This is a genomic window from Kribbella sp. NBC_01510, from assembly GCF_045040325.1.
GTDB lineage: Bacteria > Actinomycetota > Actinomycetes > Propionibacteriales > Kribbellaceae > Kribbella.
The window spans coordinates 9011717-9033754 of record NZ_CP109418.1; the positions used below are offsets into that span (position 1 = coordinate 9011717).

At 70.3% G+C, this 22038-nt stretch carries 22 protein-coding genes; 6 read left to right on the forward strand and 16 right to left on the reverse strand.

Annotated elements, in window-relative coordinates; genetic code table 11:
* Nucleotides 1-72: 72 nt before the first annotated feature.
* Genes rpe through OG558_RS43870 form a run of 3 tightly spaced genes read left to right on the forward strand, consistent with a single transcriptional unit; the run spans nucleotide 73 to nucleotide 3423 of the window.
* The gene (gene rpe / locus OG558_RS43860) at nucleotides 73-786 is read left to right on the forward strand and encodes a ribulose-phosphate 3-epimerase (RefSeq protein WP_328518995.1); all 714 of its coding nucleotides are present in this window, start codon (nucleotides 73-75) and stop codon (nucleotides 784-786) included.
* Nucleotides 786-2720 carry a transketolase gene (gene tkt, locus OG558_RS43865; RefSeq protein WP_405068309.1) on the forward strand — a complete coding sequence of 645 codons (1935 nt, stop codon included), beginning with the start codon at nucleotides 786-788 and terminating at the stop codon, nucleotides 2718-2720. The genes rpe and tkt overlap by 1 nt, the downstream gene beginning before the upstream one ends.
* A gap of 1 nt (nucleotide 2721) precedes the next feature.
* Complete coding sequence (locus OG558_RS43870) at nucleotides 2722-3423, forward strand: HAD-IA family hydrolase (protein ID WP_405068310.1); 702 nt, start codon at nucleotides 2722-2724, stop codon at nucleotides 3421-3423.
* Between the two features lie 56 nt (nucleotides 3424-3479).
* Here OG558_RS43870 and OG558_RS43875 read toward each other — a convergent pair whose 3' ends face one another.
* From OG558_RS43875 to nthB, 7 genes are all read right to left on the reverse strand, one after another.
* The gene (locus OG558_RS43875; protein WP_328518992.1) at nucleotides 3480-3968 is read right to left on the reverse strand and encodes an MSMEG_0572/Sll0783 family nitrogen starvation response protein; all 489 of its coding nucleotides are present in this window, start codon (nucleotides 3966-3968) and stop codon (nucleotides 3480-3482) included.
* A 70-nt stretch (nucleotides 3969-4038) separates the two neighbouring features.
* Nucleotides 4039-4296: a hypothetical protein gene (locus tag OG558_RS43880; protein WP_405068311.1), complete on the reverse strand. Its 258-nt coding sequence runs from the start codon at nucleotides 4294-4296 to the stop codon at nucleotides 4039-4041.
* Nucleotides 4297-4306: 10 nt separating this feature from the next.
* Nucleotides 4307-5629: an FAD-dependent oxidoreductase gene (locus OG558_RS43885; protein ID WP_405068312.1), complete on the reverse strand. Its 1323-nt coding sequence runs from the start codon at nucleotides 5627-5629 to the stop codon at nucleotides 4307-4309.
* A 31-nt stretch (nucleotides 5630-5660) separates the two neighbouring features.
* Nucleotides 5661-6104, reverse strand: a complete 444-nt coding sequence (locus tag OG558_RS43890) for an OsmC family protein (RefSeq protein WP_405068313.1) — start codon at nucleotides 6102-6104, stop codon at nucleotides 5661-5663.
* On the reverse strand, nucleotides 6085-6447 hold the full coding sequence (locus OG558_RS43895; RefSeq protein ID WP_405068314.1) for a nitrile hydratase accessory protein: 363 nt from the start codon (nucleotides 6445-6447) through the stop codon (nucleotides 6085-6087). The genes OG558_RS43890 and OG558_RS43895 overlap by 20 nt, the downstream gene beginning before the upstream one ends.
* A complete protein-coding gene (gene nthA, locus OG558_RS43900; protein ID WP_405068315.1) occupies nucleotides 6444-7040 on the reverse strand; it encodes a nitrile hydratase subunit alpha in 597 nt (198 codons plus the stop codon). The genes OG558_RS43895 and nthA overlap by 4 nt, the downstream gene beginning before the upstream one ends.
* Nucleotides 7037-7699, reverse strand: coding sequence for a nitrile hydratase subunit beta (gene nthB / locus OG558_RS43905; protein ID WP_405068317.1), 663 nt, complete (start codon nucleotides 7697-7699; stop codon nucleotides 7037-7039). Before nthB ends, nthA begins: the two co-directional genes overlap by 4 nt.
* A gap of 131 nt (nucleotides 7700-7830) precedes the next feature.
* On the opposite strand from nthB, the gene OG558_RS43910 reads away from it, so the two are divergent.
* On the forward strand, nucleotides 7831-8487 hold the full coding sequence (locus OG558_RS43910) for a helix-turn-helix domain-containing protein (protein WP_405068318.1): 657 nt from the start codon (nucleotides 7831-7833) through the stop codon (nucleotides 8485-8487).
* Here the strand turns inward: OG558_RS43910 and OG558_RS43915 are convergent, their stop codons facing one another.
* The 7 genes from OG558_RS43915 to OG558_RS43945 are packed head-to-tail and all read right to left on the reverse strand — an operon-like array spanning nucleotide 8488 to nucleotide 15498.
* The gene (locus OG558_RS43915) at nucleotides 8488-9555 is read right to left on the reverse strand and encodes a type I glyceraldehyde-3-phosphate dehydrogenase (RefSeq protein ID WP_405068319.1); all 1068 of its coding nucleotides are present in this window, start codon (nucleotides 9553-9555) and stop codon (nucleotides 8488-8490) included. It lies immediately after the preceding gene.
* Nucleotides 9556-9574: 19 nt separating this feature from the next.
* The gene (locus OG558_RS43920; protein ID WP_405068320.1) at nucleotides 9575-9901 is read right to left on the reverse strand and encodes a hypothetical protein; all 327 of its coding nucleotides are present in this window, start codon (nucleotides 9899-9901) and stop codon (nucleotides 9575-9577) included.
* Between the two features lie 55 nt (nucleotides 9902-9956).
* Entirely contained in the window at nucleotides 9957-11471 is a 1515-nt protein-coding gene (locus OG558_RS43925) for an argininosuccinate lyase (protein ID WP_405068321.1), read from the reverse strand.
* Complete coding sequence (locus tag OG558_RS43930) at nucleotides 11468-12460, reverse strand: 1-aminocyclopropane-1-carboxylate deaminase/D-cysteine desulfhydrase (protein ID WP_405068322.1); 993 nt, start codon at nucleotides 12458-12460, stop codon at nucleotides 11468-11470. The genes OG558_RS43925 and OG558_RS43930 overlap by 4 nt, the downstream gene beginning before the upstream one ends.
* A complete protein-coding gene (locus OG558_RS43935; protein ID WP_405068323.1) occupies nucleotides 12451-13800 on the reverse strand; it encodes an adenylosuccinate lyase family protein in 1350 nt (449 codons plus the stop codon). Before OG558_RS43935 ends, OG558_RS43930 begins: the two co-directional genes overlap by 10 nt.
* Entirely contained in the window at nucleotides 13785-14714 is a 930-nt protein-coding gene (locus tag OG558_RS43940) for a hypothetical protein (RefSeq protein WP_405068324.1), read from the reverse strand. Before OG558_RS43940 ends, OG558_RS43935 begins: the two co-directional genes overlap by 16 nt.
* Nucleotides 14704-15498: a phosphosulfolactate synthase gene (locus OG558_RS43945; protein WP_405068325.1), complete on the reverse strand. Its 795-nt coding sequence runs from the start codon at nucleotides 15496-15498 to the stop codon at nucleotides 14704-14706. The genes OG558_RS43940 and OG558_RS43945 overlap by 11 nt, the downstream gene beginning before the upstream one ends.
* A 112-nt stretch (nucleotides 15499-15610) precedes the next feature.
* On the opposite strand from OG558_RS43945, the gene OG558_RS43950 reads away from it, so the two are divergent.
* Entirely contained in the window at nucleotides 15611-18793 is a 3183-nt protein-coding gene (locus OG558_RS43950; RefSeq protein WP_405068326.1) for an ATP-binding protein, read from the forward strand.
* Here the strand turns inward: OG558_RS43950 and OG558_RS43955 are convergent.
* Together OG558_RS43955 and OG558_RS43960 are read right to left on the reverse strand one after the other, a co-directional pair.
* Entirely contained in the window at nucleotides 18744-19556 is an 813-nt protein-coding gene (locus tag OG558_RS43955; protein ID WP_405068327.1) for a DUF2877 domain-containing protein, read from the reverse strand. The two genes, OG558_RS43950 and OG558_RS43955, sit on opposite strands and share 50 nt — an antisense overlap.
* Before the next feature lie 4 nt (nucleotides 19557-19560).
* Nucleotides 19561-20976 (reverse strand): DUF1116 domain-containing protein, encoded by a 1416-nt coding sequence (locus tag OG558_RS43960; RefSeq protein WP_405068328.1) that lies wholly within the window; start codon nucleotides 20974-20976, stop codon nucleotides 19561-19563.
* A 77-nt stretch (nucleotides 20977-21053) separates the two neighbouring features.
* Between OG558_RS43960 and OG558_RS43965 the strand changes: the two genes are divergently transcribed.
* Nucleotides 21054-22034: an AIR synthase related protein gene (locus tag OG558_RS43965; RefSeq protein WP_405068329.1), complete on the forward strand. Its 981-nt coding sequence runs from the start codon at nucleotides 21054-21056 to the stop codon at nucleotides 22032-22034.
* The last annotated feature ends 4 nt before the right edge of the window (nucleotides 22035-22038 follow it).

Genomic DNA, 22038 nt, shown 5'->3' on the forward strand with positions numbered 1-22038 from the left:
CCACCCGGGCGGGTGAGGGCGCGATCGGCGCGGCACGGTGCGCTTGGAAGTCTCCGATCAGGAAGGCCAGCCATGACCGAGCCCACCCCTCGCGCTCCCCGTCCGCTCATCGTCCCCTCGGTGCTGCCCGCCGATTTCGCGCGCCTCGGCGACGAGATCCGCGCGCTGTGCGACGCCGGCGTCGACCGGATCCAGTGGGACGTGATGGACGGGGTGTTCGTCCCGAATCTCACCTTCGGCCCGGACGTGATCGCGGCGGCCCAGGAGCACAGCCGGGTCGCCTTCGAGGCGCATCTGATGGTGGTGGAGCCCGACGAGCTCCTACCCCGGTACGTCGAGGCCGGATGCGAGCTGATCATCGTCCACGCCGAGGCGTGCACCCATCTCCATCGCACGCTCGGCCGGATCCGGGATCTCGGCGTACGCAGTGGTGTCGCCCTCAATCCGCACACGCCCGTGGATCTGGTGGAACACGTCCTGACCGAGACGGACCTAGTGCTGGCGATGACGGTCAACCCCGGCTTCGGCGGGCAGGCCTACATCCCGTCGGTGGAGAAGAAGGTGGCCCGGCTGCGGCGGCTCATCGACGAGTCCGGCCTGCCGATCGAGCTCGAGGTCGACGGCGGCATCACCGCCGACACCATCCGCGGCGCGGCCGCGGCCGGCGCCGACGTGTTCATCTCCGGCTCGTGGATGTATGCCCACAGCGACGGCAAGGCCGCCGCCGTCCGGCAGTTGCGCGCGGCCGCGGTCAGCGCTGCGCAGAAGAACGAGGAGGCCGCCTGATGACCGAGCTGCTGCAACGAACGGCGACGCCCTCCGTCGAGACCGACCGGCTGGCGGTCGACACCTTGCGCTTCCTAGCCGTCGACATGGTGCAGGCCGCGAACTCAGGCCATCCCGGCATGCCGATGGGCGCCGCCCCGATGGCGTGGGCGCTCTGGAGCCGGCATCTGCGCCACGACCCCTCGGCACCTGACTGGGCCGACCGGGATCGCTTCGTGCTCTCGGCCGGGCATGGTTCGGCCCTCCTTTACGGTCTCCTGCACATCTTCGGCTACGACCTGCCCGAGGCCGAACTGCGCGCGTTCCGGCAGCTCGGGTCGCGCACTCCCGGCCATCCGGAGTTCGGTCACACCGCCGGGGTCGAGTGCACGACGGGGCCGCTCGGCCAGGGCCTGGCCATGGCCGTCGGGATGGCCCTGGCGGAGCGGATGACGCACGCGCGGTACCCGGAGATCACCGACCATCGCACGTACGCGATCGTCGGCGACGGCTGCCTGATGGAGGGGGTCAGCCACGAGGCTGCCTCGCTCGCCGGGCATCTCGGTCTGGGCCGGCTGGTCGTGCTCTGGGACGACAACTCGATCACCATCGACGGTTCGGTCGACCGTTCCTGCAGCGACGACCAGGTCGCTCGCTTCGCGGCGTACGGCTGGCACACGCAGACGGTTCAGGACGGTACCGATGTCGACGCGATCTGCGCCGCCATCGCTCGGGCCAAGGCTGACTCGCGCCCGAGCCTGATCGCAGTCCGGACCATGATCGGCCACGGCGCGCCAGGCGTAGCGGGTACGTCGAAGGCGCATGGTTCACCGCTCGGGGAGGAACTGGCCGCGGAGGCCAAGCGATTGGCCGGGTGGGAGCACCCGCCGTTCAGCGTTCCGGAGCCGGTGCGGGCTGCCTGCGATGCGTTGGCGTCGGTCGGTGCCCGCGAACACGCTGCCTGGCAGGCGGTGTTCGCCGCCTTCGAGGCGAGCGCACCGCATCAGGCAGCGGAGTTCCGTCGCAGCCGCGATCGGCGGCTGCCGGGTGCTCTTGTGGAGAAGTTGTCCGCAGTTCCCGGCGAAGCGCCTCGGGCCACTCGACAGTCGTCCCAGGCTTGCCTGAAGGCTTTGCCGGCGGTGATGCCGGAGCTGATCGGCGGATCGGCAGACCTGGCCGGCTCCACCGGGACAGCGACCGGCGGAGCCGTGGTGACCCGTCACGACTACTCGGGCTCCACGATCGCCTTTGGGATCAGGGAGTTCGGCATGGCCGCGATCATGAACGGGCTCAGCCTGCACGGCGGGTTCCGGGTCTACGGGAGTACGTTCCTGGTTTTCGCCGACTACCTGCGCCCGGCGCTCCGGCTCGCCGCGCTGATGCGCCAGCCCGTCATCCACGTGCTGACCCACGACTCGATCGCGGTCGGCGAGGACGGCCCCACCCATCAGCCCGTCGAGCAGATCGAGTCGCTGCGAGTCATCCCCGGACTGCAGGTACTGCGCCCGGCGGACGACGCCGAGACGGCACGGGCCTGGCAGCTCGCGCTGGAGCGTACCGACGGGCCTACTGCCCTGATCCTGTCGCGCCAGACACTCCCCCAGACCACGCCGCCGGCCGATGAGCGCTCGCCCGTCTCGGTCGAGATCGTGGCCACCGGATCCGAGGTCGCCCTGGCCGCTGAGGTCGCCGACGCACTGACCGCCGAAGGTCACAGCGTCCGCGTGGTCTCCGCGCTGGACCGATCCGCCTACGTCCCGGATCCGCTCGCGGTCACGGTCAGCCTGGAGGCCGGCAGCACCATGGGCTGGAAGGGGCTGGTCGACCTGGCCATCGGCATCGACGAGTTCGGCACCTGCGGCCCTGGCGACCAGGTGATGGCCCATCACGGCTTCACCAGCACGGCGGTGCTCGGCCGGATCCGCGAGTACCTGCAGCAGTCGCCGGGGGCCTGAGGTGGGCCGGCCGGCCGCGGTCGTCTTCGATGTCGACGGCACGCTGGTCGACAGCGAGCGCGATGGCCATCGGGTCGCCTTCAACGCCGCCTTCGAGGAGGCCGGACTAGGAGACCGCTGGGACGTTCCGACGTACGGAAAGCTGCTTCACATCGCCGGCGGGGCCAAGCGACTGGCGTTCTGGTTCGAGAAGGCCGGAGTGCCCGCCGGCGATGCCCGGTGCCTGGCGGAGCGGTTGCACGCTCGCAAGACCGAGATCATGCGGGACCTGATCGAGGCCGGGAAGGTGCAGGCCAGGCCGGGTGTTCATCGACTGCTCGACGAGCTCGACGCGGCCGGCGTACCGATGCATGTGGCAACGACCGGTACGCGCGCATGGGTCGAACCGCTGCTGGACCGGGTCTTCGGCCCGCGCTTCCAGACCGTTGTCACCGGCACCGAAGTTCCCGAGCTCAAGCCCAGCCCAGCGGTGTACCTCGAGGTGCTACGGCGAACGGGCTGCCCGGCCGATCGGACCGTGGCCGTGGAGGACTCACAAAACGGCGTACGCGCGGCTGTGGCGGCCGGACTGTGCTGCGTTGCGGCCCAGAACGACTACACGCAGGACGACGACCTGTCCGGCGCAGCGCTGGTCGCCGACGGGTTCGAGGACCCAGCCCTGGTCGCCTGGTTCCGCCGTTGCATCCCGCCTCCACAAGGATGAACATGACGATGCCCCGCAGCCTCACGGCTGCGGGGCATCGTTCATCGTGGGACGGATCAGACGGTCCAGGTCGCGAACACGATGGCCCGGTCCCGCCAGGCCTGGATGTTGGCGTCCAGCACGTCCAGCGGGTTGAACGGGATGACGCCCTTGATCAGGTCGTCCTCGCGCATGCCGTAGAGCGCACCCATCGCGAACCGGCAGGCGTACACCTTCGCACCCTCGTCGATCAGCGTCTTGAGCTGCTTGTTATAGCCGAGGTTGCCCGGGAAGCCCTCGCTGCCGACGGCCGGGTAGCCGCGGGCTGCCGAGGCCATCAGGACGCCGGGACCGTACAGGATGAAGGTGAGGTCGAATCCCTTCCGCTGCAGGCGGGTGGCCGTGAGCATGTTGACCAGGCCGACGGAGCCCTCGAACGGGACCGTGTGCATGAAGACATACGCCTTGTCGCCTTCGTTGGCCTGGTGGTCGGGGAAGATCTTCTCCTCGACGTCGAAGAGGATGTCGCCCTCCTGGGGCGGTTCGATGGTGACTGTCTTCGGCATGATGCTGACTCCTTCGAAGTGTCGGCAGTGCGGAGAGGTGGGACGGCCTGCACCCGGTCGGGGCAGGGGCTCAGTAATCGCCGGGCGGGAGGTAGTCGGGCTTCGGCCATCCCCTGCGATGGCTGCCCGGAATCGCCTGCATGGTGGTCCGGCGCAGTCTCCACGGCAGGACCCGGTAGACGGGTGCGAACACCTGTCGCCACCAGCGGTCCTTGAGTCCGTGCGGACGGGCCGGCGGATTGGCGCCGTACTTGGTCGCCATCCGGCGCTGGGCGTCGGCCAGCAGGGCGTGCTCGGAGTTCGCGCGAAGCCAGTGGAAGAAGGGCATACCGGCCACCTCAGAGCTTCGCGACGAGGGCTTGCGCCGCCATCGCGATGGGTTCGTTCAACGCGCCGATCGCGGGCGAGTAGACGTTCTCCATCGTGGCCAGCGTGTCGACCGTGATACCGGTCCGGGCCACGATGCCGAGGAAGTCCGCGCGCTCCTTGATCCCTTCGCCACCGACCATCTGGGCGCCGATCAACCGCCGGGTTTCGGGGTCCGCGAGCAGCTTGACCTTGATCGGCTTCACGCCCGGGTAGTACCGCGCCCGGGTGATACCGTCGGCAACGCCGGTGACGAAGGGCAGTCCGAGCGCCGTGGCGAGCGTCTCGCCGAACGAGACCCCGCCGATCATCCACTGCCCGGCGAGCATCCCCCAGGGCACGTACACCGGGTTGTGCACCCGCGAGCCGCCGGCCGCGTTGATCCCCGCGGTCTTGCCCTGGGCGTAGGCGTGGCTGCCCGAAAGCCCTTGCAACGGGACGTTCGAGACACCGTGCGGAATCTCGGCGCAGTCACCCGCCGCATAGACGTTCGGGTCGGAGGTGCGCATCCGCGGGTCGACCGCGATACCGCCGGTGCTGCCCAGCTTGATCCCGGCGGACCCGGCGAGACCGGAGTTGGCCACCTTGTGGCTGCCGATCACGGCCAACTGCGCCGGTACGTCGCCGAACGTCGTACTCACATGGGTGAGGGTGTCCGTGCCCCGGAAGGCGGTCACCCGCTCGCCGAACTTGAGCGTGACACCGGACTCCTCCCAGTCCTTCCGGACCGGCTCGACGATGTCCGGGTCGATCACGTCGGCCATCGGCCACGGTCCGGGATCGATCAGGGTCACGTCGATGCCGCGATGCCGCAGGGCCGAGACCATCTCCATCGCGATCGGCCCGGACTCCACCACCACGGCCGACTTCACCGTGTCGAGGTAGCGGTCCCACTCCATCGCGGCGCGGATGTTCTTGACGTGGTAGATGCCACCGAGTTCGGCGCCGGGGATGTCAGGCGTGTCGTAGTTCCAGCCGGTCGCGAGGACGAGCTTGTCGTAGGAGACCTCGCCCTCGCCGCTCACCTTGATGGTCCGCGACCTGGGGTCGATGCTCTCGACGCTGGTCTCGTAGTGCACATCGATGCCTTGGGCAACGTACTGTTCCTTGGTCGCGAGGAACAGCTTCTCGAACGACTCGATCTCCTTGCCGTGCACGAAGGGGATCCCGCACGGGCTGTAGGCCACGTCCTCGTACTCGGTGTACACCACCGTCTGCGCGGACGGGTCCTGGCCCTTGGCGGCGCCGGCCACCCCGAGGCCGGCGGCACCGCCGCCGATCACAACGATCTTCACGAGAACTCACTCCCTGCTTCGCATCGCATGGTCACTGGATCTCTCCGTCCTTGGGGACAACTGCTCGGGTGGTCAGCCGGACGCCGGAGCGCAGCGTGTTGGTCACGTAGCAGACCCGCTCGGCCGCCGCGACCAGTCGCTCGAGCTCGGCCTCGGGGGCACCGATCCGCGCCTCGACGTGGACGGCGCCGAACTGCAGGCCGTCGTACCGGCCGGTCGCTCGGACCGTCAGCTCCGTGAGGTCGAGCGAGCGCTTGCGGGCCGCGTAGCTGATCGCCAGCGTGAAGCAGGACGCGACCGAAGCCAGGAACAGGTCGGTCGGCTGCGGACCGAGGTTGGCGCCGCCGACCTCCTCCGGTTCGTCGACCTGGATCGTGAACGGGCCGGCCTCGACGGTGCAGTGGTACCCGCCGTGCCAGACACTCTCGACGCTGCGGGTGGCCGCCACCAGGTCCTCAGTGCGCGTGGTCGCCATGGTTCTCGTCGCGATGGTCGTGACCGGCAGGCCGATGGCACAGGACGTCGGCGCGGGCGTCGATGTCGTCCGCGGACACGACCCCGCGCTCGGTCAAGAGCTCTTCGAGCGCGCCGAGCCAGCGGTCGTAGTAGCTGTACTCCCCCGGTTCGCCGTCGCGCCGGGCCACCTCGGCGATCAGGCCGCCCTGGAAATCCTTCCAGGAGAACAGGCCCTGATCGGCCAGCGCGGCCGCGATCCCGAAGGCACGGCTCTCCCACGGCTGCTCGAAGACGAGCTCGCCGTTGGCTCGCGGCAGCCCGGTGACGGTTTCGTCCAGGGTGCCGGCGATCTCCGCTGTCACGAGACCACCTCGGCGACGCCGACCATGGCGTCGCGGGTCACGAGGGCGGCGAGCTCTTCCTCGGTCAGGCCGTCGGTGTGCTGTGGGCGCCGCGGCAGAACGAAGTACCGGTTCTCCGCGCTGGAGTCCCACACCCTGATGCGGATGTCGTCCGCGAGTGGCAGCCCCATCTCCGCGAGCAGCGCCCGCGGCTCCCGGACCGCCCGGGACCGGTACGCCGGATCCTTGTACCAGTTCGGGGGCAGCCCGAGCACGGGCCACGGGTAGCAGGAGCACAGTGTGCAGACGACGAGGTTGTGCACCTCCTCGGTGTTCTCCACGACCACGATGTGCTCGCCCTGCGGACCGCCGAAGCCCAGCTCCTTGATGGCGCCGGTGCCGTCCGCGAGCAGACGTTCGCGGTAGTCCGGGTCGACCCACGCCTTGGCCACCACCTTGGCGCCGTTGAGCGGGCCGACGTCGTTGACGTAGCGATTGATGAAGCCGTCGAGCACCTCGGTCTTCACCAGGCCGCGCTCGGTGAGCAGCTCCTCGAGCGCCTCGGCGCGCAGGGCGGCCGGTGGCCGGTCGACGGAACGGGGATCGGCACTCACTGGCAGTCCTCCAGGTAGCTCTCGAAGAGGTCGATGAAAACGGTCGCCGGCTCGGCGCCAGGCCCCCACAGGTCGGTCGCCTCGAAGCGCACGGTGTAGACGTGCTGCGCGTCCTCGCCGGTGAAGTGGGCGGTGCTGTCCGGCAGTACGGCGGCAGGCCGGCGAGCCTCGACGACTCCGGCGCGACCGCGGACGTACGCGGGCATCCGGGTGTGGCCCGCCTTGTACTGCTCCCTGGCCCGCACTCGCTGCCCGGCCTCGAAGGCCGGCGCGTCGTCGATCTGACGCAACGATCCGGGGCCACCGCGCTCGTACGACGGTTTGCGCACGTCGACGTCAGCCGGCTCGCTGACGTCCTCACCGGCCAGGCGGCGAGCGCGGGCCTCGACGGCACCCTTCGCGAGTACGCCGCTGTCCACCAGCAGCAGCTCTGCGGCCGCCAGCCACCGCCCGTAGTACCCGTCGGCGAGATAGTCGACCGGGTGCAGGCGCTCGAGCGCGTGCCGGAAGGCGTCGAGATTGGTCCCCGACGCGCCCATCGAGGCGAGTCCCAGCGCGAAGGTGCGAGCGTGCCAGTCCGCCGCGAACACCGGCTCGTCCGGTTCGATCGCGACCGCGCCCCAGCCATGGGCGCCGCCCATGTCGTGAATGCCGTCCACCAGCAGCTCCTCGGGTTCGTCGAAATCTCTTATCCGATAAGGAAATACACTATGAGACACATCGACGCCCGTCAACCATCGGATATACTGCGTCTACTAAAGGCCGGGGGCAGACCGAAGGAGTGCCGAAAGTGACACCGCCATCCGCACGATCCGCACGGGTCGGCGACCACGCGCCGGCCGAGCGACCCGCCGGGGCTCCGCTGTCGGAGTCCGAGGTCTCCGAGGTCGTCGCCGGCATCGGCCCGCGGCTCCGCACGCTGCGCGGCCGGCTCGGACTGTCGCTGCAGCAGCTGGCCGAGCGCTCCGACGTCTCACCGGCCGCGATCCACAAGGTGGAGCAGGGCACGATGGTCCCCACCATCACCACGCTGCTGAAGCTGGCGGCCGCCTTCCAGGTGCCGGTCGCCCACTTCATCGACGAGACCGACGCGCCGGCCACGCCGGTCAGCTTCACCCCGAAGAACCAGCGGCGGGTCCGGACGTCACCCGACGGCGACGTCGTGGTGGGTTCGATCTCCGCGGAGTCCGGGCCGTTCGAGCTCACCGCGAGCATCACCGAGATGGCCGCGGGCGCACAGTCGGCCCCGGATGACCGGCGTCCGGCCGGCGAGGCCCTGGTGCACGTCCAGTCCGGGACGCTGGAGCTGACGGTCGGTGCGCAGACCTATCGCCTCAGTGCGGGCGACTCGCTGCACTTCCGCTCCGAGGAGAACCACTCGTGGCGCAATCCGTCCGCGCGCACCACCAAGGTCGTCTGGGTGTCGCTGCCCGAACGACGCGGCTGATCACCACACCAGCGCCGACGAGGGCGTCGTACGAGCTTCCGCGGGGCGTCTGACGTTGGTCCGCAGCGTCACCATCTCGATCAGGTCGAGCAACCGGTTGGCGTAGCCGAACTCGTTGTCGTACCAGCCGAACACGCGGACTGCGTTGCCGTGCGACTCGATGTCCTGCAGCGTGACGACGCAGGAGCGCGGGTCGCCGATGACGTCGCTGGAGACCATCGGCATGTCGCTGACACCCACGATCCCGGCCCATCGCTCGGACAGTGCGGCCTGGATGAAGGCGTCGCGCACCTGCTCGGTGGTGGCGTGGGTACGGAGCATTCCCACGACGTTGCTGAGCGAGCCGTCGGGCACCGGGACGCGCACCGCGACGCTGTGCACGCGGTCCTTCAGCTGCGGCAGCACCCGGGCCAGTGCGGTGTCCGCACCGGTCCCGGTCGGAATGATGTTCTGACCCGCGGCCCGGGACCGGCGCAGGTCGTGGTGTGGCAGGTCGAGCAACTGCTGGTCGTTGGTGTAGGCGTGCACGGTATCGACCCAGCCGCCCTCGACCCCGAAGGCCTCGTCCAGGATCGCGAAGATCGGTGCGACGCAGTTGGTCGTGCAGGACGCGTTCGAAATGATCCGGTGCGAGTTCGGGTCGAGGGTCGCCTCGTTGACACCGAGGCAGATCGTCGCCTCCGCCGAGTCGGTCGGGGTGGAAACGATCACCCGTTTCGCGCCGGCCCGCAGATGCCCGCCGGCCCGGTCCCGGCTGGTGAAGTGCCCGCTGCACTCGGCCACCACGTCGACTCCCAGCGACCCCCACGGCAGGTTCCCCGGATGGTTCGCCCGCAGCACCTTGATCCGCCGGTCGCCGACCACGAGCTCGTCGTCGGTCGCCGCCACCGGTACGCCGAGCCGCCCGTGCACCGTGTCGTGCTGGAGCAGGTAGGCCAGCGTCGCGGCCGGGGTCAGATCATGGACGGCAACGACGTCGACGAACGAGTCGCGCGCGATGATGGCGCGCAGCAGCGCACGTCCGATCCGGCCGAGGCCGTTGATCGCGATCCGGGGTGCGTCGGTCATCGGGCAGTCCTCTCGCGGGTCACACCGGCACCAGCATGCGTGCCGGCCCGGCGCCTGCTTTGGTCCGCGCTCGTGGCACCAGGGAGGAAAGTGCCACGAGCGCGTCAAACACGCGGTCGCCATCGGCCCACGCGTGTGCTTCGGCGAAGTCGATCCATTCGCTCGGGGGGATCACCGGCTCGGCCTCGCCGTACTCGATCTCGCCCCAGGTGGCCGCCATCTCGATCAGCTCCACCAGCGACGTCATCGGCTGCGCCTCCAGCGAGACCAGGCGCCGATGGTGCGCCGGGGCGCTCTGCTCGAAGCGGCATCCGCAGCAGTCAGGTTCGGGGTTGAACGTGTCCATGAACGGATCTTGCCGCCCGCTGTTGCACAGGTGTTGCACGGCGTTGCAACGCCGGTCACTCACCCCGCCCGGCCGCGACCTGCTCTGCCTCGGCGAGCAGCCGGGCCTCCGCGGCGGCGTACTTCTCGAGCGCGTGGTTCGCCCGGTAGCCGAGGTCGACGGCCTTGGCGAGGTACTCCTCGGTCATGGTCTCGACCGCCTCGGGCGCGGCGCCGCCCAGGGCACTGCGGGTCGCCACGATGGCGCGCGGATCCAGGACGTTCCGGATCTCTTCGGCATCCAGATCCAGCGAACGCCCGACGACCGACAGCGCGGCCTGATCGAGGTCTTCCGACGTGATGTCGACACCCCGGACGCCGCGCCGGCTGGCGTCGCGCACCACCTCCCCGACCACGAGGTACGCCGCCCGGTAGTCCAGGCCGCACCGGAGCATGACGAACTCGGCCAGGTCCGTGGCCTGGGTGTACCCCTCCTCGAGACGCTCCCACATCCGGGCCTCGTTCACACTCAGCGTGTCGACGACGCCTTCCATCAGCGCCGTGATGCGGGTCGCGAACTCGACCGCCTTGGGGATCTCGCCGTACGCGAAGATCAGGTTGTCGCTGCGGGCCGACGGGCTCTTCACGACCGCCAGGAATCCGGTCAGCCGCCCGATCAGGACGCCGCCGCCACCGCGGACGATCGACAACGCGTACGGGTTGCGCTTCTGCGGCATCAGCACCGACGCGCGGGTGTACGGGCCGGCCAGGTCGATGTAGTCGAACTCCTGGCTGGACCAGATCTCCAGGTCCTCGGCCAGCTTGGACTGGTTGGACAGCAGGCTGACGCTCGTACTCAGGACATCGACGAAGGTGTCGGTCTGCCACATCGCGTCGCGGGTGTGCGTGATGACGTCGCCGAACCCGAGCAGATCCGCGATCACTCGCCGGTCGTCCAGCAACCGGCTGCCGTTGACACACCCTGCCCCACCGGGACTCGTGTTGACCTGCTCGAGTGCGTCGAGCAGGCGTTCGCAGTCCCGGATCGCCGGCGGCACGAAGGCCAGCAGATAGTGGCCGAACGTCGACGGCTGGGCCTGCTGGAGGTAGGTCTGGTCCGGCATGTAGACCTCGCGGTACCGGGCCGCGGTACGACAGGTGGTGGCTGCGAACTCGGCGGCGCCGGCCGCGAGCTCGGCGGTCAGTCGGCGTAGCAGGATCCGCAGCGCGACCCGGGCCGCCTCCCGCCGGGGCCGGCCGGCGTGCAACCAGCCGGCGTCGTCACCGATGGTCGCGACGAAGTGCCGCTCGCGGGAGTTGTACGGCTCGCCGTACGCCGCGTCGTACGGGAAGTCCTCAGGCCGGGTGCGATGCGTGTCCAGCAGTACGCCGAGCAGCGCCGCGGCGGCGCGGTCGGGGATGATCCGGCGGTGGCGGAGATCGAGTACGTGCGCGATGTCGGCCATGTTCAGCCCGTGGTGGAGCAGCGGTGCGTCGGCGATCTCCCAGGCGAACCCCGCGTCGACGAGTTGCTGCGCGGGCCGATCCTTGGACGGGCCCTCGACCCGGCGCGCTGAGTTCACCGCTGTCATGACGTTGCCTCCTCGCCGACGGCCGCGGTCGCGGCTGCCGTGGTGGTGAGTTCGTCGGCGGCTGCGAGTGCCCCGCCGGTGCTCCAGTACAGGACAGGCCCGGGCAGCTCACCGCGATGATCGTTCAGCCACAGCAGTGCCTTCGCGTTGTACACGGGGTCGGCGACGAATCCGCTGTGCTGCAGCAACGCGCCCGCCAACCGGTCCGCCTCGAGCCATCCCCCGCCGTAGCCGGGTCCTCGTCCGTCGACCACTCGCCACCGCGGCAGCGGACCGCCGGCGCCGACGAGCCGGGCGCATTCCGTGGCACGTTTGGCGACCTGTGCCTCGATCTCCGCGACGGGCCGGGAGACCGACACTCCGACCACCTCGACCCCGTCGCCGTCAACTGACGCGAGGCCGGCCACCAGACCGGCGATGCTGCCTCCCGAGCCGACCGGGATCACCACAGTGACCGAGCGACCGGCCAACTGCGCGACCAGCTCGGTGGCGGCCACGGCGAAACCACAGGCGCCGATCGGAGTCGCTCCCCCGCGAGGTACGACGTACGGACGCCTGCCCTCGGCTCGCATCCGGCCGGCCAACTCGCCCGCGCGAAGATCCATGCTCCTGCGATCCGCGGAACCGGTGAACTCGACCTGAGCACCGGCACTCCTCGACAAGGCCAGCGCAGCCGCACCGGCGCGCGGGTCGCCGTACCAGACCTGTACGACGTCGATCCCTTGCCCGGCCGCGGCAACGGCCAACAGGGCGGCGAAGTTGGAGGTGGGGCCGCCCGCGACCACGATGGTGTCGGACCGCAGCGACAGCGCATCGGCCAGGACGTACTCGAGAGTGCGCACCTTGTTGCCGCCCCACGCGAATCCGGTCAGGTCGTCGCGCTTGACGAGTACGTCGCGCAAGCCCGGCGTACCCGCGAGATCCGCGACGTGATGCACCGGGGTCGGGAAGATCCCCAGGGGAATCCGCGGGAGGCTCGCTAGCGCCACGACGCACTCTCCCCCGCGCGGCGACGGGTGGCGCGGACGACGACCTCGTCGGCCATCGCCGCCGCGGCGCCGGTGTCGACCCGGTCGAGCTCGGCCAGCTCGGCCGCCTCGATCCGCCCGTCGAGCACCGCCGTGAGGGAACGGCCGGTGCCGATCGCGGCCCGGTACGCGTCCTGCAGCGTCGCTTGTGCCTTGTGCTTGCCCAGCCGGGCCGACATCACGCTGAGCAGCCGCTCCGAGGACGCGGTTTCCGTCGCTGTCAGGTTCGCGAGCATCCGCGCGGGGTCGACCTCCAGGCCGCCGACCAGGGTCCGCGTCATCCCGGCCGCGGCCAGCGTGTAGTGGCTGAGCTCCGGCAGCACGACCCACTCGGTCTTCCAGGATCGTCCGTCCCGCTCATGCTCGCCGATCGTCGTCTCCGCGAGCACGCCCGCCGACGAGCGGACCAGGCGGGCGAGCGTGACGACTTGTTCGGACACCTCGGGGTTGCGCTTGTGCGGCATCGAGATGCTGCCCACCGTGGTCGATGGCGACGGCTCGCGCACCTCGGCGAGCTCGGCCCTGGCGAGCACGTAGACCTCGTTCGCGATCCGGGCCATCGCGCTGACCGCGGCGGCCAGCACCTGGGCGAACTCCGCGAGCCGATCGCGGGTGGTCAGCCAGGAGATGGCCGGCTCCCCGAGACCGAGTCTCTCGCAGTACGCCGTACGCAGCGGGATCGCCTGCGCGCCGAAGAACCCGAGTACGCCGACCGCACCGCCCAGCTCCGCCACCAGCCAGCGGTCGCGGCCCTGACGAAGGCGCTCCAGGCTGCGACCGACCTCGTCGGCCCACGTCGCGGCCTTGAAGCCGAAGGTGATCGGAGCCCCCGGCTGACCGTGCGTACGACCAACCATCGGCGTCGTGCGGTGCCGCTCGGCAAGAGCCAGGAGCTCCGCCTCGATCGCCCACAGGTCCCGCCAGACAAGCCCGGCGACCTCAGCGATCTCCAGGACCTGCGCGGTGTCCGAGATGTCCTGGACGGTGGCGCCGTAGTAGACGTGCTCGGCCGCCTCCGCGGGCAGCATGCGCTGCAGCACCTGGATCAGGCCGAGCGTCGAGTGCGACGTTGTCCGAGTTCCCGCCGCGATGCCGGCCAGATCGAGCCGGCTGCCGCGCAGGCCGGCGATCGCGGCCGCCGAGGAGGCGGGGATGATGCCGACGTCCGCCTGGGCCTCGGCGAGCGCGATGATCACGTCGACCCACCGGGCGACCCGAGCGGTCTCGGCGAAGATCCCGCGGCTCTCCGCCGTACTCCACTGATGACCGAAGATCGCGGAGTCGATCAGATGTGCGTCCATGCCACCTCCGCCCGTTCGACGATGGTCTCGAGCGCCGCGCGGACCTCGGCCAGCGAGGCGCCCCACGGCACGACCGTTCCGGTTCGCCCGCTCTCGAAGCCCTCCTGGAGCAGGCAGCAGCGAGTCAGCGTGCTCCGGCCATCCGGCTTCAGCCACTGCCGCGGGCAGATGTCGACCCGCTCCGGCGTACTGCCGTAGAACCATTGATGGATCTGGTTGGACCGCTCACACCCGAGCAGGGTCCAGTCCCGCTCGGCCGGTCGCTCGTCGAGGAACGACACCGCGCTGCCGGGGAAGTCCATCCCGGAGCCACGGCACGGGATCAACAGATCTCGCGGAGGTACGTCGTACGCCGCGGCGAGGAGCTGCCGGCTGTCCACAAGATCGGGTACGACGACCACCGGCGGGAGATCCTCGGCGGTGGCCAGCACCCGCTGGACCTGGTCGAGCAACTTGGCCGGACCAGGCGGAACGACGTCGACCAATCTGATCCGGAGCGGAGCGGGATTGAAGATGAAGCTCACGTGCGAGTACGAGCCCTCGACCACAACACAGCGGACGCCGGGGAACCTCTCGGCGGCGGCTGCCAATTGCGAAGGAACGGCGGTGTCAACGGTCTCGTCCACCACGACCGCGCAGTCGTCGGCACCGGCCAGCACCCGGGCCGAGACGGTCAGCGTGAACAGGTCGTCCGACGGCTTGCGGTCCACCTCGACGAGGGCCACGCGGCCTTCGTGCCGGGCCACGACGAAGCGGGTCCGGAAGTACACCTCGCGATCGGTGAAGTGCTCGGTCAGCCAGGCTGGGTCAAGCGTCGGAACACTGGCGACGGCGACCTGCCGATAGCGCCCGGGAATGACGTTCGGCGCCTCCGGATCGGTCGGCCGGCTCGCGACCCGCTCGTCAGTGCGCACGGACCGAGGTCTCCAGGGCCGCACCGAGCCCGATCGTGTCGGAGCGCAGGCCGCGACGCAGCGTTTCCAGGCCCATCACGTCGTCGAGCGCGATGTTGCCGAGGTTCACCTCAGAGCCGAGACGCCGCAGCAGGTGAGCCTGCTGCGACCGCTGCGGAGCCTCGTAGACGATGAATCCGGCCGCACGTGACGACACCAGTTCATCGAGCAGGTCCTCGCGCAGCTCGCCGCCGGCGTCGTACAGACCGACGGTGCCGCTCTCGCGACCCTCCGCCACCAGCCAGCGGGCGCCGGCGTCCAGGTCCGACTCGAGCTCGTCCGTCCACTCGGCGGCGGACACCAGGTCACCCGGGTCCTTGCTGCCGACCTCGGCGAAGACCTCGAACCCGAGGGACCGGGCCTGCCGGATGATCCGGTGCTTCTCGGCCGGCGGCAGGTCCGTGCTCCCGCGGGACACCTCGACGCACTCGAATCCGGCCCAGGTGGCGAACTCGAAGAACTCGTCGACCCGGCCCTGCAGCCAGGCGATCTCGAGCAGCGTGCCACCGGTGCACGGCTTGACCTGGTGGTCGCGCAGCAGCCGGACCTTCTCGGCCAGCGCCGGCTCGATGTACGCCGTACCCCAGCCGAGCTTCCAGATGTCGATCCAGCCGGCGTACGCCTCGAGCACCGACGCCACGCGGTCGAGGGAATACCCTTTGTCCAAGACGTGGGTGAGCCCGGCCGAACGGGGTTTGGTGGATCGCTCCGGCAGCGTGAGGAAGCTCGGACCAGACCCAGCCATTGCGCCCGCCTCTCCAGCCGACTCGCCCGGGAGGATCGACACCCTCCACTATCAGTGATGTATTTATATCATAGGAAATGCCGAGGCCGACCCGGGAGAGGAGCGTCACCTGATGTCCACCCATGCGGCGCCCTCGACCGTCTTCGTGCTCGGCACCCTGGAGGTCACCGACGCGGACGGACGCCGCCTCGGTCCCGTTCCGGCCGGCCGGGCCGGGATCCTGCTGCGCCGGCTGGTGGCCGCGGGCGGTGCGCTCGTGCAGATCGACGCCCTGGTGGACGCGCTCTGGGACGACGACGATGCTCCCCTCGCCGCCGACCGGGTGATCGCCTCGCTGGTCAGCCGAGTACGCCGGGCGGTCGGCTCGGACGTGATCACCGGATCGTCGTCCACCGGCTACCGCTTCAACAGCGGGCGGGCGTGGACCAGTGATCTCGCACTCGTCGAGGACTTGGCCAAGTCCGCGCAAGCACGCGCCGCGCTGAGTCCGGCCGTGACCGTGACCGCCGCGCGGCGTGCCTTCGGACTTCTCACCCGTGGCCACCCGGAACTTCCGCCGGCCTTCGCGCAACGAGGTTGGGCCGAGGATCAGCAGCGGCACGTGGATGCGCTGGGCCGCCGGCTGCACCGCGCCAGCTGGGATGCTCAGGCACAGCTGGGTATGTGGAGCGACATCGCGAGCCAGGCCGAGTCGGTGCTCACGCGGGCCCGCCACGACGAGCAGGCCGGTCGCGCGCTGATGAACGCGCAGTGGCATCTCGGCGATCGCGCGTCGGCGCTGCGCACGTACGAGGAGCTCCGGCTCGAGCTGCGCGACGAGCTGGAGGTCGAGCCCAGCCCGGAGACCGACGCCCTGTTCAGCGCGATCGTGAGTGGCGCCGAACCCGGGCCGGTGCTCACTCCGCGTCCAGGCGAGGTCGCCGGCAGCTCGACCCTGATCGGCCGGCACGACGAGTACGCCGCGATGGTCGACCGCTGGCACCTCGCTGCCGCCGGTCAAGCCGGCGCGATCCTGGTCACCGGAAGCCCGGGCTCGGGATGTTCGTCGCTGGCGCAAGACCTGGCCGACTACGCCGATCGCGGTGGCGCCCGCGCGATCCGGGTCGACTGCTTCGAGGGCGAGCGGTCGTCACCGCTGCAGCCACTCGTCACGGTGCTCAGCCGGATCCTGCTCTCGACCGCTCCCGACGCCGTGCCGGCCATGCTCGGTTCGTGGACCGACACGGCGGTGGAGCTGGTGCCCGATCTGCGCGACGTCGTGGGCGCAGCGGAGTACCGGCGCGCGAGCCCGGAGATCGAGCACCGGCGGATTCTCAACACTCTGCGCCATGTGCTCACGACCGCGGCCGAAGCCCAACCGCTGTTGCTGTTCTTCGACGACCTGCACCTGGCCGGCACGGCCACCTTGGAAGCACTCCAGTGGCTCCTCCACACCATCAGCGATGCGCCCCTTCTCGTCGTGGCGACCGTCCCGTCCGACCGGCTGGACCCAGACCTTCGCGCCTTGGCAGGCAACGGCTTGCTGGTCGAGCTCGGTCCACTCACCGAGGTGGAGGTGGCCCAGCTGGCGAAGCAGGCAGGCCGCGCTTCGGAGGCGGCCTTCGTCTGGGAGCTGACCCAGGGCCAGCTGATGTTCGTGATCGAGGTGCTCGCCGCCTTGAACCGCGGGGAGGCCGAGCCGGAGATTCCCGGCACCCTGCGCTCGATGGTGCTCGACCGGGTCCGACGCAGTGGCAGCGACGTGGACGAGTTGCTCCAGGCCGCGGCCGTGATCGGGACCGCGTTCGACCTCGACACCCTCGAGCAGCTGGCCGGTCGTCCGGCCGTCGATCTGATGCCCACGCTGCAAAAAGCGATGGCGGCCGGTTTGCTTGCCTCCCGCAACGAGTTGTTCGTGTCGTCGCCGCCGATCCTGCTGCAGGCGCTGTACGACAATCTCCCCGGACCGGTCCGGGTGCTGCGGCATCGTCAGCTGGCGGAGATCTTCTCGGCCCGGCCGGAGCTGCGGGCACATCACCAGGAGCGCGCCGGCCTGACCGCGGCGGCGGCAAGGTCGTGGTACGAAGCGGCCACCTTGGCGCGCCGCTCGTTCGCGAACGCCGACGCCGTACGGCTGTTCACCTCGGCACTCGACGCCGCCCGCAAGGCCGACGATCAGGAGCTCGAAGGGCTCGCCCTGATCGGCCGCGGCGCGGCCCGCGAAGAGCTCGGTGACTTCGACGCGGCGACCGACGACCATCAGGAGGCGGAGGCGCTGGCTGTCGCCCGCGGCGACCGCTCGCTCCGGGCCACCGCGGTCGAGCGGCTCGGCTGGACGGCGTACTACCGGCGCGACGTCGAGGAGGCCGTGGCCCGCGCGGACGAAGCATCCCGGATGCCCGGCGCCCGGCCCAGCGCGTGGAACCTGCTCGGCCGGACCAAGCACTGGGCCGGCGATTTCGACGCCGCCTATCGCGCGTATGAGCGCGCCCTCGACGAGAACGGCGACGAGGACGGGGCGGTGAAGGCCTCGGTGTCGAGTTGCCTCGGCGCGCTGCTCGCGCACGCCGACCGGTACGGCGAGGCGATCGAGGTGCTCGACGACGCGGTCGCGATCTCCAACCGCATCGGCGCGTTCCATCCGTTGCTGCGGGCACTGTTCTTCGCCGGCCTGGCCCGCGGCAACGCCGGGGATCTGTCCGGCGCCCTGACCGTGCTGCAGACGAAGGCCGCGATCCTCGAGCGGTACGACGTCTCGTTCTACCGCGCGCGGACGAACACCACACTGGCCTGGGTCTGGCGCGAGCTCGGCGAACCCATCCGGGCCCACGACCTGTCCGAGCTCGCCCTGAGTCAGTCCCGCGAGGTGGAGGCGGGCAGCCTGCAGATCGAGCAGGAGCTGCATGCCTTGTGCTCGCTCGCGGACAGCGAGCGCCTCGATGGCCAGACGGAGCTCGCCGCCGAGCGGCTGGAGACGGCCGGCCGGCTGATCGAGCACTGGCTGCCGTTCCGGTGGCGGGCGGACCTCCGCGTTCGCGAGGTGCGCTGCCGGATCGGACTCGACGATCCCGAGTCGCTGCTCGATGCCGCGCGTACGGCGGGCTCGCTCAAGTACCAGGCCTTGGCGTTCCACCTGCTGGGCCGCGGCGAGGACGCCGCGACCCTCGCTCGGCAGACCGGATCCCTGCTGCTCCTCGGTGAGGTCGGCGGCCCCGACGAGGCCCGCGACGCGCTGCGCCGGTTGGAGGCCACACTCCCCCGGCAGCTCAGGACGAACTTCGCGCAGGCGGGACGGCTGCCGCGCGCCAACTCCTGACGGTCCCGGCGGCGGTGGTGGCGAGTCCGATCCCCCAGAGGAGAGCAACGCCTGACGACCCGCCGATGGCCGACACCGTGGCCACCGCCTGGTCGAACCCGGTGACGTCGTTCGCCGCCGCGTGCGCCACCAGGTCATGCACAGGTGCCAGGCTCTGGCCCCGGGCCGCCCAGGCCAGGAACGAACGACTGAGATTCGTCGTCGCTGCCTCCGCTGCGACTCGCAGCAGGCCGTCGGGGTCGTCGCCCCGCCAAGCGTGGACCAGCAGGACACCCGCGAGTACGTCGTCGCCGGTCGGCGTCAGGCCGCCGCCACGGCCTTCGAGTAGCTCCCTGGCCGCGGTCAGATCATCCGTGGCCACGGCCCGACGCACCGACTCCCAGCAGTTCCGCAGGTCGTCAGGCACTGCCAGCCGGTGGCGCATCGTCTTCAGTGCCGTCGTCGCCAGGTGCAGCTCGGTTGCGGCGGGCATCCGCGGCCTGAACACAGTGGCCCCGGCCAGGTCCAGCTGCCATTCGGTCGAGCGAAGCCGCGTGCCGTCGCGCCAGACAGCGAGGCCCTCCGGCACGCGAGCGGGGGCGTGCTCAACGATCAGGTGGATCGGCCCGGGTGCCACGGCAGGTCCGGCGACGGCGTACATGTCGCCGTGGACCTGCACGTAGCAACCGTTCCGGAAGGTTCCCACCACGGTCCCGTGCGCCCCGTCGGGGTGGGCGGCCGCGACACCCTCCCCGACGACGATCGGCGCGAGGTGCTCGGTCACGTGGTCAGGCAAGCCGTCGGTCGAGATCGAGCAACGCATCGGTGAACGGCTCGATCGGCGCCCAGGCCACGCCGGCACCAACCTGACCGGTGCCATCGGTCTTGTGGATGATTCCGGTGTTCACGGCCGGCGTGATGCCGAGCTCGACCACCTTGCGTACGTCGACACCCACCGGGGTCCCGACATTGTCGAGGATCGGCAGCCGGAACCGCGGGCTCTCCCCCGCACAGATGCGCTGCATGCTCCGGGTGGCGGCGATCGCGTGCGACATCCGGCCACCGAGGAAGCCGGCCACCGCGGGCGAGTTCGCCGCGGCCGGGCCGCCCAGTCCGACCAGCTCGAGCACGGCGCTGTCGCCGATGTCCGGCGCACTCGTCTCCGGGCCGAAACCCGGGTAGTACAAGGCATCCTGGATCGGCGGCGAGGGCGCGAGGAACCAGTCACCACCGCCGGCCAGGCGGACGCCGTACGTCGTCCCGTTGCGCGCCATCGTCGTGACGATGCTCGCGTCGCGCACCTCGCCGGCCCACTCCACCAGCGACTTCGCCGCGGCCATCGCCACGTTGAGGAACATCAGGTGGTTGCCGCTGAGGAAGGTCGCCACCTCGGGCGCCGCGGGGTGCTGCGCCCGCACCAGGTAGGGCAGCAGGTCGCGCAGGAACAGGTTCGTGGTCGCCTGGACGCGCATGTGCACGTCGTCGCCCATCGGAACGCCTTGCGCGGCAAGGGCGAAGGCGTCGACCGGACCGTGACTCGCGAGGGCTTCGGCCAGCACCGGTCCGACCTTGTCCCGGACGAACACGATCCGCGCGATGGCGTCGTCACTGTCGACACCGAACCACTGCACCGCGCCCGATCCCTGGTTGATGCTGGAGTACGCCGTCGTACCGCCGAGCTCGTTCTGGACGACGTACACCGGCGCCGACGGGCCGATCGACGTGGCCATCGGGACCACCGTCCGGTGCTCGTTGGCGGGCTCGAGCTCTACCTCGCCGGACTCGACCAGCCGGCCGGCGGCAGCGACATCGGGAGCCCAGCCCTCAGCCACCACGGCTGCCCGCACCGACCGCTGGAGTGGGTCGGGCATCTGTTCCCAGGCGATCGAGGGACCGCAGTGCAGGATGGTGCGCTCGCCCATGCCCGGGATGACAGCACCTGCGCGGTCGACGCCAACCAGCAGCGGCACGCCTTCGTTGAGCCGCCGGATCACCTCGGAGTTGGCCTTGTCGATCCGGCCGGCCGCGGGACCCAGCAGCCGGGCCAGCGCCGCCACGGTCCGAGCGTCACCGCCGCCGGGGATCCGCCAGTCCACACCGATCACCGGCCGGTCCTGATCCCGCAGGGCGGTCTCGAACAACGGGAGCCCGATGTTGACCACGTCAACGGCGGCCGGCAGATCGACGACGGGAGTCTGACTCATCACGATGCCTTTCGAGGGGTGACAGCCGGAGCAGATATCTCTCGACCGATATGAGCATCTACTATAGGATACGAGTCATGATCGATCCAGCCCCGACTGCCGTCCAGTCCCTGCCCCGCGTGGACGACGTGGTGGCGGTCGTCCGCCGGCACGCGGGCGTCTCCGGGAAGGGCGCGATCGCCCAGGTGTCCGAGTTCGTCGACACCAGCGATCCCCTCCACGGTCCCGGCGACGACGGCGCCGTGGTGCGGCTCGACGGCGCCTCCGCCGTGGTCTGCGGTGAGGCGATCGCACCGGCCTTCGTCCGCCAGGATCCGTACGGCGCGGGCATCGCCGCCGTCCTGGCCAACGTCAACGACGTCGCCGCGATGGGCGGAGTCCCGAAGGCCATCGTGAACACGGTGGTCGGCCGCGACGCCGACGTGACGGAAGTCCTCCGTGGAATGGCCGACGCCGCCACGATGTACGACGTCAAGATCGTCGGCGGCCATCTGACCCGGGCCGACGCGGACACCTCGTTGTCGGCGTTCGCGCTCGGGCAGGTGCACTCCGCGCTCTCGATGGCGCACGTACGACCGGGCCAGGCGGTGCTGTTCGCGGCCTGTTTGGACGGCACGATGCGGACGGACTTCCCGTTCTTCACCTCCATCGCGGAGCAGTCCGCGACCTTGGCCCGCGATGTCCGGCTGCTCGCCCAGGTCGCCGACGACGGGTCAGCCGTAGCCGCGAAGGACGTGTCGATGGCCGGCGCACTCGGATCACTGGCGATGCTGCTCGAGTTCACCCGCCACGGCGCGTCCGTCGACCTCCGGCGGATGCCGATGCCGGCCGATGCGGACCCATTGCGCTGGCTGATCGCCTTTCCGACGTACGCGTTCTGGCTCACCGCTCCGGCGGATCGCGTCGCGGACTGTGCCGCAGTGTTCGAGCGGCACGGTCTGGTCTGTGCGGAGGTGGGTCAGGTGACCGAAGGCAGCCGGCTGACCGTCGGAGACGGCGAGCACGAGGCGGTCCTGATGGATCTGGCCACGGAGACGATCACCGGTCTGTGGGCCTGAGGCC

Coding starts and splice junctions, on each gene's coding strand:
- OG558_RS43950 (WP_405068326.1), top strand. CDS start 15,611: ATGTCCACCCATGCGGCGCCCTCGACCGTCTTCGTGCTCGGCACCCTG.
- OG558_RS43880 (WP_405068311.1), bottom strand. CDS start 4,296: ATGCCCTTCTTCCACTGGCTTCGCGCGAACTCCGAGCACGCCCTGCTG.
- OG558_RS43890 (WP_405068313.1), bottom strand. CDS start 6,104: ATGGCGACCACGCGCACTGAGGACCTGGTGGCGGCCACCCGCAGCGTC.
- OG558_RS43920 (WP_405068320.1), bottom strand. CDS start 9,901: ATGGACACGTTCAACCCCGAACCTGACTGCTGCGGATGCCGCTTCGAG.
- OG558_RS43960 (WP_405068328.1), bottom strand. CDS start 20,976: ATGAGTCAGACTCCCGTCGTCGATCTGCCGGCCGCCGTTGACGTGGTC.
- tkt (WP_405068309.1), top strand. CDS start 786: ATGACCGAGCTGCTGCAACGAACGGCGACGCCCTCCGTCGAGACCGAC.
- OG558_RS43925 (WP_405068321.1), bottom strand. CDS start 11,471: ATGACAGCGGTGAACTCAGCGCGCCGGGTCGAGGGCCCGTCCAAGGAT.
- OG558_RS43965 (WP_405068329.1), top strand. CDS start 21,054: ATGATCGATCCAGCCCCGACTGCCGTCCAGTCCCTGCCCCGCGTGGAC.
- OG558_RS43915 (WP_405068319.1), bottom strand. CDS start 9,555: ATGACCGACGCACCCCGGATCGCGATCAACGGCCTCGGCCGGATCGGA.
- rpe (WP_328518995.1), top strand. CDS start 73: ATGACCGAGCCCACCCCTCGCGCTCCCCGTCCGCTCATCGTCCCCTCG.
- OG558_RS43945 (WP_405068325.1), bottom strand. CDS start 15,498: ATGGCTGGGTCTGGTCCGAGCTTCCTCACGCTGCCGGAGCGATCCACC.
- OG558_RS43935 (WP_405068323.1), bottom strand. CDS start 13,800: ATGGACGCACATCTGATCGACTCCGCGATCTTCGGTCATCAGTGGAGT.
- OG558_RS43875 (WP_328518992.1), bottom strand. CDS start 3,968: ATGCCGAAGACAGTCACCATCGAACCGCCCCAGGAGGGCGACATCCTC.